Source organism: Streptomyces sp. NPDC006476 (genome assembly GCF_040612015.1).
GTDB classification, from domain to species: domain Bacteria; phylum Actinomycetota; class Actinomycetes; order Streptomycetales; family Streptomycetaceae; genus Streptomyces; species Streptomyces griseorubiginosus_B.
Genome location: NZ_JBEXPK010000032.1, coordinates 62,093 through 78,522, shown reverse-complemented (window position 1 = coordinate 78,522; position 16,430 = coordinate 62,093). Strand labels below are relative to the sequence as shown.

Below are 16,430 nucleotides of genomic sequence, written 5' to 3'. Positions count from 1 at the left end.
AGTCAGGACGATGCCCGTACCCATACCGCGGCAGCGAGCGATCCCGGCCGCGGAAAGCGGTCAGGCGCAGCCCGCGCCCCACGGCGGTCCCTCCACGCACCGGTCCCCGTACAAGGAAGCCACGGTCGACAACAACGCCACCACCCACCTCACGCTGCTGCTGATCGAGAACGATCCCGGCGGCTCCGCGGTCCTGCCCGAACCGCAGGACCCGGCCGACAAGCCGATCCGCGTCCGGCACGCCCGCAACCTCACCGAGGCGGAGCGGCTGCTGACCGACGACGTCCACTGCATCCTGCTGGACCTCGCACTGCCGGGGCGTGGCGACGACGAGGACGAGCTCGCCGTGCTCAAGCACGTACTGCGGCTCGCCCCCCGGCACGCCGTGCTCGCCCTGGCCCCGTCCGGTGACGCCGTGCGCGGGGCCGAGGCCGTGCGGGTGGGCGCCCAGGACTATCTCTTCCGGGACGAGCTGGACGGCCGGCTGCTGAGCCGGGCGGTGCGGTACGCCGTGGAGCGGAAACGTTCCGACACCGCCGAGCGGCGGCTGGCCGAGGGGCGGGTACGGGCTCAGGAGAACCGGCGTCTGGAGCGCGGGCTGTTGCCGACCCCGCTGCTGGACGGATCGTCGCTGCGGTTCGCCGCGCGCTACCGGCCGGGGCGCTCGCGTGCGCTGCTCGGCGGGGACTTCTACGACGTCGTACGGACCCCGGACGGGACCGTGCACGCCATGATCGGTGACGTCTGCGGGCACGGCCCGGACGAGGCCGCGCTCGGGGTGGAGCTGCGGATCGCCTGGCGGGCGCTGACGCTCGCGGGGCTGTGCGGGGACCAGTTGCTGAACACACTCCAGCAGGTGCTCGAACACGAGCGGTCCGACGACGAGATCTTCGCGACCCTGTGCACGGTGGACATCGCACCGGACGGGCGGAGGGCCGGGCTGTGTCTCGCCGGGCATCCCTCGCCGTTGCTCGCCCGGCCGGGACGGGCCGCAAAGCTGCTGCCGTACGACAACAACGGGCCGGCTCTCGGCCTGCTGCCCGGGGCCCGGTGGCCGCGGATGCAGGTGGAGCTGGGACCGGAGTGGAGCCTGATGCTCTACACCGACGGGCTCATCGAGGGCCATGTCGGTCAGGGGCGGGAGCGGCTCGGGCAGGACGGGATGGTGGAGATCGTGCGCCGGCTGCTCGCCGAGGGGCTGGGCGGCGAGGAGCTGCTGCGGGCCGCGGTGAACGAGGTGCGCGAGCTCAACGGGGGCGAGTTGACGGACGACGTCGCGGTGCTGCTGCTGGACCGGGAGGGCTGAGCGCGGTCGCCGGGCCCCTGAGGGTTGTCGTGACCCTGAGGGGCGCGCTCGTCGTCCGGGGAGTGCTTCTTGCCCTCCGGGGAGTTCTCAGCGTCCGCCGTTCCAGGGGCCGTACGGGCCGTCGCTGCTGCTGCCGCCGCCCCTTCTGCGGCCGAAGCCGCCGCCCGAGACCTGCTTGAGGGCGGGGCGGACGTCCACGAAGAAGACGATGGAGGCGACCAGGCCGGCGAGCTGGAGGAAGAGCATCGGGATCAGCAGGTTCACCGCCACCGCGATGCCCAGGATGATCAGCCAGAAGCCCTTGTTCTGCTTGTCGGCGGCGCGGTAGGCGTCGTCGCGGAAGAGGGCCGCCATGAGGAGCGCCACCACGGCGAGGACCAGCATGGCGAGGTAGAGCAGCCACATGAACCCTGCGAAGCCCGACATCAGCACAACGCCCACCACCCGAATCGGCTAGTCCTTACGCGGTCACCGTACCCGTTCAGGCGTTCCCGCTACACAGAGAACGGGCCGGGCACTCCAGGAGTGCCCGGCCCGTTCTTCGTCACCCGTTCGTGTCACTTGGCGGGCGGGGTGGTCTTCTTCGCGGTGGTGGTGGGCTTGCGGACCGGCGCCTTCTTGGCGGGGGCGGTCTTCTTGGCGGCGGCGGGAGCGGGCTTGGCCGCGGCGGGCTCCTCATTGACGGCGGCCGGCTCGGGCTTCGGCTCGACGGCGATCGCCAGTTCCTCGACGTCCTCGGCGACGGACTCGATGCCCTCGGCGGCCTCGCCGCGCCAGGTCCGCACGGCCTGCTCGCCGTGCTCGGCGACCTTCTCGTAGGTCTCGCGGGCCTTGACGGCGTACTCGGCGGCCACGCCGACACCGCGCAGCGCGAAGTCCTGGGCGGACTCGCCGAACTTCTTCAGGTCGGCGTCGATGGTGGAGCTGAGCTTCTTGATGTCGCCGTCGAGGGAGGCGATGAACTCGGTGACCTTGGCCTGGAAGGACTCCTGCGTCTCCTTGACGCGGGCCTGCGCCTCCTTGGCACGGGCCTGGGCCTTCTCCTGGACGGCCTTCGGGTCGGTGTTGCGTACGGCCTCGATGCGGGCCGGGGCCTCGGCGCGCAACTGCTCCACCAGGCCGGGCACCTTCTTGGCCTGCTGGAGGGCCAGGTCGGCGGTGCCGGCCGCGAAGTAGAGCGGCGTGGGGTCGCTGAGGGTCTTGCGGAGGTCGTCGGTGATGGCCATGGTGATGGTCCTCCCGGATCACGTGCAGCTGAGGGTTTTGGGTGCCGCGGCGGGCTCGCTCAACTGGCGGGCTGCTGCGGGTCGTGCGGTGCGGCGTCGCTGCCGCCGGCTGTGCGGGTGCGGCGCGCGGCGGACTCACGTCCACCGGCCGCGCGGTTCTCGGCCGCCTCGGTGCCCTTGCGGGCGGGGCGTCGTACGACGGTGTCGTCGCCCTCGGTGTCCACCGCGCCGTCGCCGGACGCCACGGCCTCGGCGACCGCGGCGTTCGTCTGGGCCACCGCGTCGGCCTCGCCGTCCTCGGCCCCGAAGCCGTTCTCTTTCCTGAACGACTCGTAGATCTGCAGCAGGACCTGCTTCTGCCGCTCGTTGAGCGTGGGGTCGGCGAGTATGACCGCGCGCGTCTCCACCTCGTCGCGGTCGCGCTCCGCGTCGAGGATTCCGGCCCGCACGTACAGCGTCTCGGCGGAGATCCGCAGCGCCTTGGCTACTTGCTGCAACACCTCCGCGCTCGGCTTGCGCAGCCCGCGCTCGATCTGGCTCAGATACGGATTGGACACCCCGGCGGCATCGGCGAGCTGCCTGAGCGACAGCTGCGCGTTGCGCCGCTGTTCACGCAGGTACTCGCCGAGATTGCCGACGTTGAGCGTTGCCATGCCTCCACTGTGCAACACCGTCGCTAACTATTGCAAGCACATGCTTGCAATAGTGCGCCACACCACTCGGGCGGGTGCGGCCACCAGGGTGAGCCGCATGATCGTATGCATCAACGGCAGCCTCGGAACGGGCAGGACGACGGCACCGTCCTGGTACCGGAGTCATCGACACCACCCGCCTCGCACCCACGAAGACGGCCCACGGGATCGCAGAGTGAGTCAACCCCTGAGTGCGCCCCGGCTCCGTCCCAGCCATGCCTGCAGCACTGCGAAGTCCTCATCCGTGAGGCCGTAGCGATGGTCGACCCGATGCAGAAGCGCCGGCGCGGGGTGCCGTGCGGCCACCCACGCCCGGTCGGCGTCGGTGAGCTCGTCGTCGACCCACACGAACGGACGCCCCGCCGCCCAGGCCACCAGCGGCCGGGTCTTCCAGTGCAGCGGCGCCGTCGTGTCGTCCTGGTCCGGCCAGTCCACCAGGGGCAGCTGCGGCAGGCCGAGCCACGGTGCGAGGCAGGTGTTCGCGTCGGTCAGCCAGGTCGTCGCCCAGACGAGCTCGCAGCCCAGGGCGGTAAGCCGCGCCCCGAGGGCGGGATCCACGCGGCTCAGCAGGGGGTGTGCGTCGGCGGTCTCCGGGCGTGTGTGACGGGACGTGTATGACGGGTACGGGTCGGCCGCGCCGAAGGGGATCAGTGTGCCGTCGACATCGAGGAAGAGGAGCGTCGAGACCGGCATCGCGACCCGCGTCAGCCCTCGAAGCCCTGCTCCGCCAGGATCTTGTCTATGCGGGACCGGTGTGCCGACTCCCACTCGTCCAGCGACTCGGCGGCCTCCTTCGCGAGCTTCGCCCGGGCCGCCGTGAGGATCTCGTCGACGCGTGCCGCGGGTACGGCGACCACGCCCTCCTCGTCCGCCACCACGACGTCCCCGGCCGACACCCGCACCCCACCGCACACCACCGGCTCCCCCAGCGGCGCCACCGCGGACTTCGTGCCCGGGATCGGGATGACACCCCGGGCGAACACCGGGAACCCCGCCTCACGGACCTCCGCCAGGTCGCGGATCAGACCGTCGAGCACGAACCCGGCTATGCCACGCCGCTGGGCGACCGCGCAGACGTTTCCGCCCGCCAGCGCCCAGTCCAGGTCGCCGGACTCCACGACCACGACCGAACCGGGCTCGGCTCGGTGGATCGCCGCGTGCAGCATGAGGTTGTCCCCGGGAGGGCACCGCACGGTGAACGCGGTCCCGGCCACCCGCCCGACCGGCCCCCACAGCGGACGGATCCCGGTGTCCATGACCTGGTCACGGCCGAGAAGGTCGGCGAGGGTGGTGGTGGGGACGTCCTGGAACGGGAATTCGCTGGCGTCAGTCATGGGGCCGACGCTACCGTCCCCTCCCATGACTGCCGGGTCGGCCTCGTGCCGTGAGCGAGTTGGGTGCCCGGCCTCTGAGTGAGGCCAGGGCGGGCCAGGAACCCGCCGTCTTTCTCTCCGCCTTCCCCACCGGAAACGAGAGAGAAGAGAAGCCAGAGTGCCCAACGATTTCAACCAACAGATCATCGACGAGTTCCGCGCCAACAAGGGCCGGCTGAATGGCCCCTTCGCACAGGCCCGGCTGCTCCTGCTCACCACCACCGGCGCCCGTACCGGCAGCCCGCACACCACCCCCGTCGGCTACCTCCCCGACGGTGGCGACCGCGTCCTGGTCATCGCCTCCGCGGGTGGCGCCGACAAACACCCCGACTGGTACGTCAACCTCCGCGCCGACCCCCAAGTCACCGTGGAGAGCGGCGCTTTCACCTACCCGGCCCGGGCCGTCGTCCTGACCGGCGGGGAGCGCGAGCAGGCCTGGGCGCGGGCGGTGGAGGCCGACGACGGCTGGGCGGCGTGCCAGAGGAAGACCACGCGGGTCATCCCGGTGGTCGCGCTGCACCAGATCGCGGGCGAGGGCCCTCCGAACGTCAACGCCTCCTCCCCCGGCGAGGCGATCAAGGTGGTGCACGACGTCTTCCGCCGCGAACTCGCCCTGATCAGGGCGGAAATGAGCGCCGACGGAGGTACTCTCGGCGCCCAACTGCGCGTCAACTGCCTCACGTTCTGCCAGGGGCTGCACCACCATCACTCCGGCGAGGACCTGGCCCTGTTCCCGTTCGTCGAGGACCGCCACCCGTCGGCAGGCCCGGCGCTGCGTCGCCTGCGCGAGGAGCACGACCGCATCGCCACCCTCGTCGCCGAACTCCGCCGAGCCGTCACCGCCCCCGCCGGCGACCCCGCCGCCGCCCGCGCCGAAGTCGAGCGCCTGACGCTGGATCTGGAGGCGCATCTCACGTACGAGGAAGAGCAGTTGATCCCTCTCCTCGACGCCCCCGCGTGACCGGCGGACGGCCACTGTCCCTCGTAACCCGGCTAGAAGACATGACCCGGCTAGAAGGGCAGTGGCCGCCCGTGCACCACGTCCAGCCGCGAGACCGCCCGGGTCAGCACCACGTACAGCCGGTGCAGCCCGCGCGCCTCCGCCTCCGCGATCGCCGCCGGCTCGACGGCGACCACATGGTCGTACTCGAGTCCCTTGACCAGACTGGCCGGTACGAGGCTCACCCGTGCCCGCAGTTGCTCCGCCCCCGCGACCTCGATCCCGGCCGCGACGAGCGCCGCCCCCACCCGCTCCACGTCCGTGTCGGCGGCGACCACCCCCACGGACCCCTCCCGCCCGAGCGCGTCACGCACCGCCTCCACTACGACCCCGCCCACGTCCCCCGCCGCCTCCCGCACCCTCAACTCCCCGTCCGTGCGCAGGGACCGCCCGGCCGGAACGTCCACATCGAGCCGCTCCAGCAGCCGGTTGGCGAGTCCTACGACGGCCTCGGGCACCCGGAACCCGGTCGTCAGCGGCACGACCGCCGCGTCCGGCTTCCCCAGATGACGCAGGACGGTCCCCCACGACCGCGCGGCCCACGGCGTGGTCCCCTGCGCGAGATCGCCGAGGACGGTCAGCGAACCGAAACGCGCCCGGCGCGCGATCGCCCGGCACTCCATCGGGGAGAGGTCCTGCGCCTCGTCGACGACGAGATGGCCGTACCCCTCGGGGTGTTCGATCAGTCCCGCGACCTCGTCGAGGAGGACGAGATCGGCGGCGGACCAGCGCGCCGACTTCCACGAGCGCGGCGGCTTGGCCCACAGCAGCGCCCGCTGTTCGTCGTCGTCCAGCAGCCCGTCGGCGGCCTTCCTCAACACACCGGCGTCGGACAGCAGTCGGCTGACGACCTCCTCCGGCCGCACCCGCGGCCACACCGCGTCGACGTACGCGCCGACCGCCCGTGCCCGCGAGATCTTCTGCACCCAGGCGTTCGTCTGCGGCCCGGCCCGCCGCTCGGCCCGCAGCTGCAGGGCCCGCACGGCCCGGGTCCGTACCCGCTCCCGTCCGACGGCGTACGGCGGCTGCTCGGCGAGCACGTCCTCGACGATCCGGACGAGTTCGCCGGCACCGACCCTCCACTGGTACGAACCGTCCTTGATCGCGAGGGAGTTGACGTCCCGGCTGGACACGTGGGCGTACAGCGCCCGGCGCAGCACCTCGGCCATGCTCGCTTGGTGCTTGACGAGGGCGGCCTCCTCCCCGTCCGTCCCGGTGACCGGATGCCGGCCGATCTCCTCCTGAAGGGTGGACTGCCGGACGCCGGTCTCGCCCAGGGCGGGCAGCACTTCGCCGATGTACGTCAGGAAGGTGCGGTTGGGTCCGAGGATGAGGAGTCCACCGCGTCGGATGCGCTGCGGGTGGGTGTAGAGGAGGTAGGCGGCGCGGTGCAGCCCTACGGCGGTCTTGCCGGTGCCGGGAGCCCCCTGCACGCACACCGACAGACCGATCCCGCCCCGTACGAGATCGTCCTGCTCGGGCTGGATGGTGGCCGCGATGTCCCGCATGGGCCCGACCCGGGGCCGCTCGATCTCACGCGCCACGATCCCGCTGACCTGCGACTCCCCCTTCCCCAGATGCTCGTCCTCCAGCCCGGTGAGATCGGCGGAGTCGCCCCGGCTGCCGGCCGCCCACCCGAACCGCCGCCGGACCGCGACGCCCTGCGGATCCCGGGCACTCGCCTGATAGAAGGCCCTGCTGACGGGCGCACGCCAGTCCACGACGAGCGGCGGGGCGGCTGGCGCCTCGGTGATCCGCAGCCGCCCGATGTGGTAGCTCTGCCCGGAGTGGTCACCGGCGTCGGCCGAGAAGTCCAACCGCCCGAAGAAGAGGGGCCCTTCGGGCAGCTCGCGCATCGCCTTGGCCTGACTCCTCAGCCGGTACCCGAGCACCTCGGCGTCGGCACCGGAGGCGGAGACGTCCTCGCCGGTGACGACGTGTTCCTGTGCGCCGTCGACCATGGCGCCGAGGGCGGTACGGCAGCGGTCGTGATGGGCGCGCTCGTGGTGGAGGGACTCTTTCAGGGCGGGGTCGGCTGACGTCATGGGGACGAGGGTACGCGAGAAAACGTGACCGAGTTAAATTTCTTACCGAATCTCGCGCGCGTGAACCGCTCAGGCGAACCGGGGCAAACCCGCGGCCAGCATGTCGAACGCCCGCTCGGCGGCCCGCGTGGCATCCGACCGCACCTCCTCGACGGACTCCCCGGCCGCGATCCGCCGCCAGTTCTCCAGCGCGAGGATCCGCTGCACGGCGACGATCTGCCCGGCGGCGAGCCGAGCCTCCAGCCCTCCCCCGAGCGCCTCGGCGAGCGCGGCCTCGGACCGCTCCTGGTAGGTGTGGACACGGGCGACGAGGGAGGGGGTGCCGTAGAGGAGGGAGTGGAAGGCGAGGACGGCAGGGTGATCGTTGAGCCCGGTGACGGGGTCGGACCGCTCGAGCCCGTCGAGGAAGTGCCGGCGCAGGGCGGCGAGCGGCGTGGGCCCCTGGACGGCGATGCGGGCGGCCTCCTGCTCGTGATCGGCGATCCGATGCAGAACCAGGTCCTCCTTGGTCGGGAAGTACCGGAACAGCGTCGGCTTCGAGACCTCGGCGGCGGCCGCGACCTCGGCGACGGACACGGCGTCGAAGCCCTTCTCCAGGAACAGCCGGATGGCCGTCTCGGAGAGGTCGTGGAACATCCGCTGCTTCTTGCGCTCACGCAGGCCGGGCTCGCTCATGGCGTCGAGGGTACGCATTGCGCCCCGGACGGCCGCCTGCCGTCAGGCCGCCGCCCGGCGTCCCCACCTCGGTACGGCCGCCAGCGTCCACAGGTCGTCGAAGTGCTTGTTCCATGTGGCGACGGCCGTCGACGCGGCGGTCGTGCCGTCAAGGGACCACACGTTGAGGTCGGTTCTGAAGCCCTTGGGGTCGTAGTACTCGGTCCCCATGTAGTGCATCCGTGCGGACAGGTCGTACAGGCCGTGGAGCACCTGCTTGCGGTTGAAGATGCAGATCTTGTCGCGGGGGATGCCAGGGTAGAGGCGGTATTCGCACGTGACCCTCAGGCGGCCCGTGGCCGTGAGCCTGGCGGCCAGGTCCGACAGCACGTCGTCGTACTCACTGCAGCGCTGCTCTATCCGCTGCCGGAAGGCCTCGTCGTCCTCGGGCGCGTTGTCGTCGCCGACCTTGGACGGCACGATCATCGGCAGCTCGAAGTCCGGGACCATCATCCGGATCGAGACCCGTCGGGTGGGTCCCTGACTGTCGAAGAGATCCTCCAGCCGGTGGTAGAGGGCGTTGATCAGTGTCTCGCCGGTGTAACCAAGGAAGTTGATCTCGACCTCCCGGGCCTGGAAGGCCTCACTGACGAAGGTGCCGAGGTCGCTGGAGTTGACGAGAGCGCGAACAGGAGCCGTGACAGACGCATTCAGCTCTCTTATCTGGTCGTACAGGATGTATCCGACCAGGCTCAGCAACGCGCCACCCAGATATCCCGTGCCTTCCAAGGCATCGCCAACCGGCTGAACGAACTGGGCCACGAGGCCGGTGACGAAGATGCCGAGCAACAGTGTTCGAGTGACCGGGCGCTCCCAGCGCTGTCGATGTCGCATCAACCAACGCCCCAAGCGAGGCTTCGTTGCCATGGCCGCTCCGGCATGCGAGTCGAGCGCTTTTCGGTGTAGTCATGGTCCTCTCAGGCGAGGGCACGGGCAAGATACGGGTTGGCCGTCTGGCGCACTGGCAGACCCAGCGATGCCGTGGCCGCCGCCAGCGTCATCGCGTAGGAGTCGACCGCACGCCTGACATTGGGGGCGTCCAGACCGGCCCCGGTCACCAGGCGGTCCAGGTCGACATATGCGGACCGGACGACTTCCATCCATCGATAGACCCGCCAGTCCGTTCTCCAGTCGACGGTGTACTCGGAAGACAGTCGGCGTTCCCAGCGACTGAACATCCGGCTGCGGATCTCGGGCCGTGTCGGCGTCAGGTGCATGTGCCGCACCAAGTCGTAGAGCGGGTCGCCGACAAGCGCCATCTCCCAGTCGATGATGGTCAATGCCAGACTGTCGTCGCGGCGAACCAGGTTCCACGGGTTGAGATCACCGTGCAGCAGGGTCGGTTTGCGATCACTCACCTGGTGCCTGGACAGGATCTGCTTCAGGCGGATCGCGTCGGGCAGACCAAGCAGGCGGGCCAGTTGCCGTGACTCTTTCGGGAGCCCGGCAACGATCGTGACGAGTTGCTCCCTGAGCCAGGAGAAGAACCCGCCCTCGCCTGCTGTCGGGTCAACCGCCGTGTAGTCAACCTCTGTCAAGGCGCACAACTGGTCCACGAGACCGTCCGCCTCATGGGGCAGCAGACCGTGCACAGGGTGGTTGGGAGGCCGGTCGACGTCATGCGGTCCGACGTACGTATGGATGGCAAAGGTGTCGTTGGGGTAGCTCTCACCGAGCGCGAGCACTTTCGGCGCGGCAACTTTGCCGTTTGTGCTCTCGATCGCGCGGAGTACAGCATGCTCACTGAGGAAGCTGCGTTCTCTCCGGCAGACCCCGGGCAGTTTGCGGCGCACCACCACGGGAAAGTTCACACCCGGCACGCAGACGACCGTGTTGAGATGCGCCGTTCCCTTGAACACCCGGCCCGCCGGTGCGGCTCCTTCCGCCCGCAGCGCCTCCCGTACGGCGGACACCGGAAAGGCGCCGTGCTCATGAACGCGCCGGTCCTGTCTCCAATCGAATGCCCTCGAGATCCAGTCCCCACCGCTGATGCCGTTGTCACCGCGCGACGCCAACCAGCGGAATAGGGCTCGTTCGATCTCACGCTCACTCGGTACGCTCGCCAAGCGGAGCGGCGCGGCTGCCGCTTCCAACGCCCTGCGCACTTCTGCCGTCGCCTCGTCCAGCCTCTTCTGAGTGAACGACTCTTCCAGTGACCGTGCGGCCCTCATCACATCCGGATACACGGACTGCGCGCGTTCGAAGGCCAGATACCGGTCGAGGTCCTTGCCCAGGCCGTTGACCGCGGCGGGGCGGATCCGCTGCATGGCCTGCGCCCACGCATGGATGACCTCGTCCCATTGATGGAGGGGGTATTGCATTCGGACCAGATGCGTCGCCAGATCGTGCAGCGGGTCACCATAGGTCGCGAGTTCCCAGTCGACACAGATGAGCGGGTCAGGAGCTCCGTATGAAATGATCACGTTGTCGCGGTGGAGGTCGGCGTGCAGCAAGCTGTACGGCCGCCGAGACATGGCAGGCACGCGCTCGGCCATCCTGAGCAGAGCATCTTCGGGAATGCCTAGCGCCGCGAACAGACCACCGAACACCGACCAATTGGGCTGACGGATTTGCCTGTCGGCCAAGTGGGCGAGCGTCCGCAGGAAGCCTTGACTGTCCGTGAGGTTGGCCGGCCACGCGTCGGGCAGCGCCGGGAGTGCTGTGCGGCGCACTTGCGCCATCTGGGCGAGCAACCCGGTCAGAGCCCCTATCAGGAGCGTGTCGACGGGCTTGCTGTTCCCACAGACGCTTGAGAGCGGCACCCCCTCGACATAACTGTGAATGGCGAACCCGTCCCCTTTGACCAAGCACTCGGGCACGTTAGGCAGGACGCCACGAATCGCACGCAGGATGGCGGCCTCGTCTCGCCAGGTTCTGATCACCACAGGCAGGGCGTCGGAGCGTCGAATTCGGACGGTCACAGCGGTGCCCGGCTCACGTCCGACCAGGCGGGCCAGGTTCTCCGGCAGCGGTACTACGTAGTTCCGGTTGTGGTGGCCGCTGGCCGCCTGCCCTGCTTCAGCGGCTTGCACGAAGGATCGGTAGGCGGCACCAAGCCGGTCGCCGTCGGCATGTTCCCTGACAAAGTGCCGGGGAACAGGTGGTGCGCCCACGGGCCGCTCCGGAGAAGAGATGGGACATTTAGGGCAAAAGGTAAACAGAAGCCTGCCTCATCGCACTTCAGACCGAGGCAAGAGCGGCCACGAGAGTGGTTTGCCACCCTTCTGCAGCACAGGTGTGCGAGCCCGTCGAGGTTCGGCTTGTAGCCATCCCATACGCACCAAAGCCGGAGCTTGTTCACGGCACGGTTTATTCAGTGCTCGGTGCGGGGATACTACAGGACTTCGCATTGCCTTCCGTGGGACAGCTTGTAACGTCTATGCATCTCTAGGTCTACTCGGACAACAGTGCCCAGACCGAATTGAACCATTTCTGCATACTGTCTACGAAGATGCTGCCGGCCGAGTCGGGGTCCTCGTCCTTGATGTGATGCGTCAGGGTCGCACCGAGCCCCAGCACATCGAGCGCAGTGATCTCCTCCCCCGAGTCGAGGGCGATGTTCCGCTCGATCACCTCATACGGCCCATGCAGCGCTTCCATGCCGTTGAACATGTAGAGCTTGAAGGTCGGGGTCAGAGGCGCCCGTCGGATCTCCACTTCGACGGTCGGCACCCATCCCTCGGTCTTCAACGCACCCAGGGACTCACGCAGGGACCTGGTGTGGCGCTCCGTGATGTCGTGCAGCCGCTCGCGAAGGCGCGTGTCCTGCGGATCGCCCTTGACTCGCGGGTAGGGCAGAGTCTGCTGTTCCGCGGGCAGGAGCATGCGCAGGGTTATGCGCTGCGGGCTGATGTAACGACTGCGGATGCGATGCGCCTGCTGCTGGATGAGCCAGTACAGGGACTCCGACGTCAGCGTATAGACGTCCAGCGTCACTTCGGACTGCTCGAAGGCCTCGCCGACAAGAAATTCGAGCGTCATACCCCGGCGCGATCTGGTGGCCTTGGGGGCCGAGGACTGTATGCGCTGGGTCTTGATCACTCGCGACCCGCTGCCTTGCTTGGACTCGATCCAGCCCTCGTCGACCAGTTCGCGCAAAGCGCGCTGCACGGTGTCCCGGGAGACGCCCAACTCCTCTGCGAGGTCGCGTTGCGAAGGAAGGAAAGATTTCTCCGGATACGTTCCATTCGTCATCCGGAAGCGGAGTTCGTCGGCAACTCGCTGGAACTCCCGCCCGCCGCCCTCACTGGCCTGCTGTTCGTCCACGGTCCCACCGTACCGCTGCCAGTCCAACGCCAAACCAGATCCAGCCAACTGGTCCGCCATTGTGGCAGATTGGTTAGACGATCACCCACCCAGGGGAGACCACCTTCAGGCAAGCAGTCCAATTGGACCGGCACTTGCGAAAATGTGCCGCAGATGGAGGGGAGGTGGGCCATGCTCCGAGGGCCGATCCTTCAAGAACTCCTCGCTCTGGCTCTGGGAATGACAGCGCAGGCGAGGCTCGGTTTGCTCGGTGTACTGCTTCTGGCCATGGTCGGTGTCGGCGTGCGGGCCAAGCACACCGGCTTGGCCGTAGGTGCCGCGCTCATGTTCACGGTGCTAATGGTTCAAGCCTGATTCCGGACCGCTGTCAGGACCGGTGCCAGGGAAGCCACGATCGACGTGGCCCCGGCTTCGCGCAGCAACTTCTCCTTGCGTGAGTTACGCGCATAGCCCAGGAACGGAATGCCCGCGGTGCGCGCGGCGATGAAGTCCGAAGGGGTGTCCCCGATCATCAGTGCGGCCGACGCCGCCACTCCCATGGCCCGCAGGGCCTGGTTGAGGCAGTGGGGGTCGGGCTTGAGGTGTTGGAGCTCCTGGGTCCGGCCGTAGATGTGGGGGGCGAAGCATGAGATGAGCCCGCGGCCCGCCAGGTATTTGCGGACCACCAGGGGCGAGTTGTTCGTGGCGATCGCGAGGCGGGAGCCGACCGCTTTCCAGGTCTGGATGAGCGGATCGGCATGAGCGGTCGGCATCGCCGTCGACGCCGCTCGAAGCTCTTCCTGGGTTAGGCGTTCCTCCAACTCGGCCACCAGGTCGCTGCCGGGATGCCGACGGTCGACAGCACGCAGGACGACGTGGGGGTCCAGGGACTCCCGCTCCTCGGCGCTCAGCAGGCTGTGCAGCCCTTGGCCCTCCAGCCATTCCACCAGACCGTCCGCGACGTCCTCCGCCGAGTGCCTCGCGAACAGGCGGCAGATGGGCCCGTCGAAGTCCCAGAGCACGACCCGCGCCTCAGCGATCAGGTTCCGCAAGTTCTCTGCTTCTGCAGCCACCAGTTCAGTCTGCGTCGTATCAGAAGTCACTAGGAGAGTGTCAGGTCCGTGGTGATGGTTTCCCAGAGGGCGTTGAACCACTTCTGGGACTGCTCGACGAAGGCGGCGTCCCGTTGACCGGTCCGTTGTTCGAAGGAGAAGAGGAGGGACTCGCTGCCCAGGACGTCGTACATGTCCAGGGTCTCGCTGCCCCACTCCTCCTCCCTCTTGGTGATCATGTAGTAGGCGATCAGCGCCTCGCTGCCGTTGAGCAGGTAAAGCTTGATGGGCGGCGTGAACGGCAGTGCCCGGAACGTGACATGGACGTCGATGCCGTGAGTGGCCCGCAACGCCCGGAGATTGTGCTCGAGCACCTGCCCCTGGGCGTTGCGCTGGGAAAGCCAGCGCTGATGGACGGGATCGTCGTCGCCGCGGCCCTCCACCGGGACCGGGAAGGCGAGGTTGATCTCCCGCGACGGCAACAGGAGGCGGACGTCGATCGACTTCGGGCGTATCTCGCCCGCGTGGATACGCCGAAGGGGTTCACCGAGCGCCAGCATCAGGGTCTCGGAAGTCAGGCATGCGGCGTCCACGCGCACTTGCGGCGCCGCGAACGCCTCCGCCAGCCGTGGCGCCAGACCCACCATCGTCGGCTGCGGCCCGCCCATGACCGGCACGGACTCGGCGATGCGGGGCGGGCTCCCCTTGCTCACGTTGGTGAGCAAGCCGCTCTCCTGCAGCGTCCGCAGGGCCTGGCGCACCGCCCCCCGTTCCACGCCGAACTCGTCCGCCAGTTCCGCCTGGGTCGGCAGGCGGTCGCCGGCCTTGAGGTCGCCGGTGCGGATGCGTTCGCGGAGGATGTCGGCGATCTCCTGGGGGGACCTTCTGCTGCCGTTCACTGCCACGTTCTCCTGGGTCACGACCAAACGCTACAACTCGGATCCATCTGCTGGGAGTTGTTGGCGACTTGTTTATGAGTAGGGACCAAGTGGGGATTACTTAGTCAGAGTTGGTTGCCAACTTGGAAGAGTTGGCGGAAGGTTTGCCTCCTCGTTCGAATCGGCCTCCCTCAACTCCGTCCACTCCGCCCGTCCCGCCTCCGCACCCCCCACCGCACCGCCGCACCGTCCCGCCCGCGAAGCCTGAAGGGGGAACCACCATGCCCGTCCTCGCCCTCCTCTCCGCCGTCTTCGTCGTCGGCGTCGAGCAGACCGTCCAGTGGAAGTACGGCGTCACCGGGATCATCGGCCTGACGCTGCTCACCATAGGCATCAAGGCGAAGAACCCGACGGTCAGCTCCGTCGGCGCCGTCGTCCTGGCCCTGCTGGTCGCCGGACCCGCTCTATGAGCGGAGCCCGTCCCGGCGGCCGGTGTCCATCGCTGTGGGAGACGGTCAGTTCGTGAGTAACAGCTCCGAACTGATCGTCTCCCACAGCGCGTTGAACCACAGGTACGACTGCTCGACGAAGGTCGTGTCCCGCAGGTCGGCCCCCTGCTCGAAGGCGAACAGCATGGACTGGGTGCCCTCCGCGTCGTACATCTCCAAGGGTTCGTGGTCGATCTCCTCCTCGCGGCGAGTGACCGTGTAGTACGCGAAGAGGGACTCCACCCCGTTGAGCAGGTACAGCTTCACCGGCGGGGTGAAGGGCAGCGAGCGGAAAGTGACCTCGACATCGATGCCGTGCGTGGCGCGCAGGGCCAGCAGGTTGTGCCGCAGGACCTGGACCTGGGCGTTGCGGTGGGACACCCAGCGGCGTTGCAGCCGGCCGTCCATCGCCGCGTCCACGGGCGTCGGGAAGGCCAGCTCGATGTCGCTGCTGGGCAGCAGGACGCGGACGTCGACCTTGGCCGGTTTCAGCTGTCCGGCGTGGATCTGGCGCAGCGGTTCGCCGATCGCGAGGGTCAGGGACACCGAGGTGAGACACAGGGCGTCTATCTCGACGTGGGGCTCCGCGAACGCGGCCGCTATGCGCGGGGCCAGCGCCACCATGGTGGGCAACGGCGGGGCTCCGGGGCCGGTCGGTGTGGCGCCCAGGCCCAGGTCGGGGGCCACGGTGGCGGGCGCGCCCTTGGAGACGTTGGTGAGCAGGTGCTCAGACTGCAGGATGCGCAGCGCCTGGCGTACGGCACCGCGCTCGACGCCGAACTCGTCGGCCAGCCTGGCCTGCGTGGGCATGCGCTGGCCAGGACGGAGCTCGCCCGACCTGATCCGGGCACGCAGCTCGTCGGCCACCTCTCTGTGGGACTTCTGTGACCGCTGTGACCTCTTCCGCCCATTGACGGCGGCGTGTTGGGGGTCCACGACCAAACACTACAACTTCCCGCCATCTTTCGGCAGTTCCAGAGAAGGTGGTTATAAGCCGCTTCCAAGCGGAGATAAGTACAGTGAAGTTGGTCACCAACTTGAGCAAGCTTCAGCAACGTTGAACAACATGGTCGGAACATCCGGAGGCTTGGCCACAGGGGTCCTCCTCCCGTCCCGAAGGAGGGACCGTCATGCCGCTCGTAGCCCTCGCCGTCGCCGCCCTCGCTTTCGGATTCGAGCAGCTCGTCCAGTGGAAGTACGGGCCGATGGGCATCATCGCGTTCCTCGCGCTGTCCATCGGGCTCAAGGCCAAGAACACCGTCATCAGCGGACTGGGAGCGGTCATCCTCGTGATGCTGCTGGCCCAGTCGGGCTGACCTCGCGTCGGCCGAACCCGGTTCGGCTGACCGGGCTCCCTTCCGGAGGGGAGCCGGGAGCCCGGTCAGTCTGCACCAAGCGCACTGTCACAACT

17 protein-coding genes are annotated in these 16,430 nt (G+C 68.6%); 4 read left to right on the top strand and 13 right to left on the bottom strand.

Annotated elements, in window-relative coordinates; genetic code table 11:
• Nucleotides 1-10 precede the first annotated feature (10 nt).
• The gene (locus tag ABZZ74_RS31535) at nt 11-1,306 is read left to right on the top strand and encodes a SpoIIE family protein phosphatase (RefSeq protein WP_356770708.1); all 1,296 of its coding nucleotides are present in this window, start codon (nt 11-13) and stop codon (nt 1,304-1,306) included.
• An 87-nt stretch (nt 1,307-1,393) separates the two neighbouring features.
• On the opposite strand, the gene ABZZ74_RS31530 is transcribed toward ABZZ74_RS31535, so the two are convergent.
• The 5 genes from ABZZ74_RS31530 to ABZZ74_RS31510 all read right to left on the bottom strand — a co-directional run bounded on the left by ABZZ74_RS31530 (nt 1,394) and on the right by ABZZ74_RS31510 (nt 4,558).
• Entirely contained in the window at nt 1,394-1,738 is a 345-nt protein-coding gene (locus ABZZ74_RS31530; protein WP_208784864.1) for a DUF2516 family protein, read from the bottom strand.
• 125 nt (nt 1,739-1,863) lie between these two features.
• Nucleotides 1,864-2,532: a hypothetical protein gene (locus ABZZ74_RS31525; protein ID WP_356770706.1), complete on the bottom strand. Its 669-nt coding sequence runs from the start codon at nt 2,530-2,532 to the stop codon at nt 1,864-1,866.
• Between the two features lie 59 nt (nt 2,533-2,591).
• Nucleotides 2,592-3,185 carry a helix-turn-helix transcriptional regulator gene (locus ABZZ74_RS31520; protein ID WP_356770704.1) on the bottom strand — a complete coding sequence of 198 codons (594 nt, stop codon included), beginning with the start codon at nt 3,183-3,185 and terminating at the stop codon, nt 2,592-2,594.
• Between the two features lie 219 nt (nt 3,186-3,404).
• Nucleotides 3,405-3,917, bottom strand: coding sequence for an HAD domain-containing protein (locus tag ABZZ74_RS31515; protein ID WP_356770702.1), 513 nt, complete (start codon nt 3,915-3,917; stop codon nt 3,405-3,407).
• Between the two features lie 11 nt (nt 3,918-3,928).
• A complete protein-coding gene (locus ABZZ74_RS31510) occupies nt 3,929-4,558 on the bottom strand; it encodes an RraA family protein (RefSeq protein WP_356770700.1) in 630 nt (209 codons plus the stop codon).
• Nucleotides 4,559-4,715: 157 nt separating this feature from the next.
• Here ABZZ74_RS31510 and ABZZ74_RS31505 point away from each other — a divergent pair, with 157 nt between their 5' ends.
• Nucleotides 4,716-5,558 (top strand): nitroreductase/quinone reductase family protein, encoded by an 843-nt coding sequence (locus ABZZ74_RS31505; RefSeq protein ID WP_356770698.1) that lies wholly within the window; start codon nt 4,716-4,718, stop codon nt 5,556-5,558.
• 50 nt (nt 5,559-5,608) lie between these two features.
• Here the strand turns inward: ABZZ74_RS31505 and ABZZ74_RS31500 are convergent, their stop codons facing one another.
• From ABZZ74_RS31500 to ABZZ74_RS31470, 7 genes are all read right to left on the bottom strand, one after another.
• A complete protein-coding gene (locus ABZZ74_RS31500) occupies nt 5,609-7,642 on the bottom strand; it encodes an AAA family ATPase (protein WP_356770696.1) in 2,034 nt (677 codons plus the stop codon).
• Between the two features lie 69 nt (nt 7,643-7,711).
• Nucleotides 7,712-8,317: a TetR/AcrR family transcriptional regulator gene (locus ABZZ74_RS31495; protein ID WP_356770694.1), complete on the bottom strand. Its 606-nt coding sequence runs from the start codon at nt 8,315-8,317 to the stop codon at nt 7,712-7,714.
• A 42-nt stretch (nt 8,318-8,359) separates the two neighbouring features.
• Entirely contained in the window at nt 8,360-9,190 is an 831-nt protein-coding gene (locus ABZZ74_RS31490) for a hypothetical protein (protein ID WP_356770692.1), read from the bottom strand.
• A gap of 83 nt (nt 9,191-9,273) precedes the next feature.
• The gene (locus tag ABZZ74_RS31485) at nt 9,274-11,469 is read right to left on the bottom strand and encodes an aminoglycoside phosphotransferase family protein (RefSeq protein WP_356770690.1); all 2,196 of its coding nucleotides are present in this window, start codon (nt 11,467-11,469) and stop codon (nt 9,274-9,276) included.
• A 280-nt stretch (nt 11,470-11,749) separates the two neighbouring features.
• On the bottom strand, nt 11,750-12,622 hold the full coding sequence (locus tag ABZZ74_RS31480) for a winged helix-turn-helix domain-containing protein (protein ID WP_356770688.1): 873 nt from the start codon (nt 12,620-12,622) through the stop codon (nt 11,750-11,752).
• 344 nt (nt 12,623-12,966) lie between these two features.
• Nucleotides 12,967-13,674 (bottom strand): HAD family hydrolase, encoded by a 708-nt coding sequence (locus ABZZ74_RS31475; RefSeq protein WP_356770686.1) that lies wholly within the window; start codon nt 13,672-13,674, stop codon nt 12,967-12,969.
• 29 nt (nt 13,675-13,703) lie between these two features.
• Nucleotides 13,704-14,579, bottom strand: coding sequence for a winged helix-turn-helix domain-containing protein (locus ABZZ74_RS31470; RefSeq protein ID WP_356770684.1), 876 nt, complete (start codon nt 14,577-14,579; stop codon nt 13,704-13,706).
• A gap of 233 nt (nt 14,580-14,812) precedes the next feature.
• Here ABZZ74_RS31470 and ABZZ74_RS31465 point away from each other — a divergent pair, with 233 nt between their 5' ends.
• Entirely contained in the window at nt 14,813-15,001 is a 189-nt protein-coding gene (locus ABZZ74_RS31465; RefSeq protein WP_133045728.1) for a hypothetical protein, read from the top strand.
• A 45-nt stretch (nt 15,002-15,046) separates the two neighbouring features.
• Here the strand turns inward: ABZZ74_RS31465 and ABZZ74_RS31460 are convergent, their stop codons facing one another.
• A complete protein-coding gene (locus tag ABZZ74_RS31460) occupies nt 15,047-15,961 on the bottom strand; it encodes a GntR family transcriptional regulator (RefSeq protein ID WP_356770682.1) in 915 nt (304 codons plus the stop codon).
• 188 nt (nt 15,962-16,149) lie between these two features.
• Here ABZZ74_RS31460 and ABZZ74_RS31455 point away from each other — a divergent pair, with 188 nt between their 5' ends.
• Complete coding sequence (locus ABZZ74_RS31455) at nt 16,150-16,335, top strand: hypothetical protein (protein ID WP_208785886.1); 186 nt, start codon at nt 16,150-16,152, stop codon at nt 16,333-16,335.
• The last annotated feature ends 95 nt before the right edge of the window (nt 16,336-16,430 follow it).